This is a genomic window from Aeromonas sp. (assembly GCF_051657805.1).
In the GTDB taxonomy this organism is placed as follows: Bacteria; Pseudomonadota; Gammaproteobacteria; order Enterobacterales; family Aeromonadaceae; genus Aeromonas.
This window is the reverse complement of sequence record NZ_JBOFLJ010000007.1, coordinates 1-1,113: the sequence shown is the minus strand read 5'-3', so window position 1 is coordinate 1,113 and position 1,113 is coordinate 1. Positions and strand designations below refer to the sequence as shown.

Here is a 1,113-nt window from a genome sequence, read left to right as displayed (position 1 = left end):
CCGGAAGTCAGAAGGGACGGCGCAAGCCAAGGCCAACAACGCGGATCAACAGATCCGTGAACTCCAGCAGCTGGTGGCCTCTCTCGTGGCCGAGAGAGCCCCCCCTGCTCAGCTCAAGCATCCCCCTCCTGGGAGTCATCCCCGAGGGGCTCAACAGCAAGGATCCTCCCCCTCGGACAGCTCCAAGTCCAGTCACCGCCCGCCACGGGAAAAGAAACCGGCCGCAGTCCCAATCAAAGAAGACTCGGACTCGGAAGATTCTTTCGTCATCCCAGTCGCCCCAAAGGTCCCCCAGAAGTTCTGGTATGGATTGGCCCTAGGCAAATACGACCGAGATGGTGTCTTTGAAGATAAGGCCGCTGCTCAAGCTCTGGCAATCCCCGGATCCAAATACATCCGGGCCCACACCGCGCAAGAGGCATGGGAGTTTGTGCACTTCCACCGAGCAGGAGCCACCAAACGAGGAGCCACCAGGCCCCCACCCGCGGCCCCCCCGGCCCCAGCTCCCTGGGCGCCCCCACCACCGGTGACGCCACTCGCCCCTCCGGTCTCACAGGCAGTCCTCAGCCCCCGTCGCGGCCAGCCCCCCGGGCCTCCGATTCTCCTAAGCAACACGGATGAGTCCACCGGAACGAAGGAGCGGATTTTCGGTATCCTCTTGGACACAGACACCCAGGACCTCAGAAAGCAGCTGGCCCCTCCGGGCACCGAAGACGAACGGGCTATCCCGTTGATGGAATGTTTGGTCGACGCCGTTGCTCTCCCAGGTAAGACCAACTCGTCTGACGAAGGAGAAGACCTCGGATCCAACATCCACACTGCCCTCGCGGAAATCATCAACACCAACAACCAGTTGGGAGGCCGGGAAGACCTGGCGCGAGACCTGAACTGGAAGAACGCCCACCGCCACGCTTTGAAAGGAGTCCGGAACGACGCCCAGCTGAAGGAACTCCTCGCGGACGTCGTGGAGATCAGGGACCGCACTCTCAGGAACTTGGTCTCCAAGCAGAAGATTCTCCTAGGCCCGGAACCCTGGGACCCCCTCCTCATCAACGCCTGGAGCGAGAGTGGCTTCGTGACAGTCATATCCCGACTCAGCATCGACCACTACAT

1 protein-coding gene is annotated in these 1,113 nt (G+C 61.6%); it reads left to right on the top strand.

Annotated elements, in window-relative coordinates; genetic code table 11:
- Window positions 1–658 precede the first annotated feature (658 nt).
- Window positions 659–1,113: hypothetical protein (locus tag ACRCYW_RS02400; RefSeq protein ID WP_438548594.1), on the top strand; the 455-nt coding region annotated here is incomplete at its 3' end.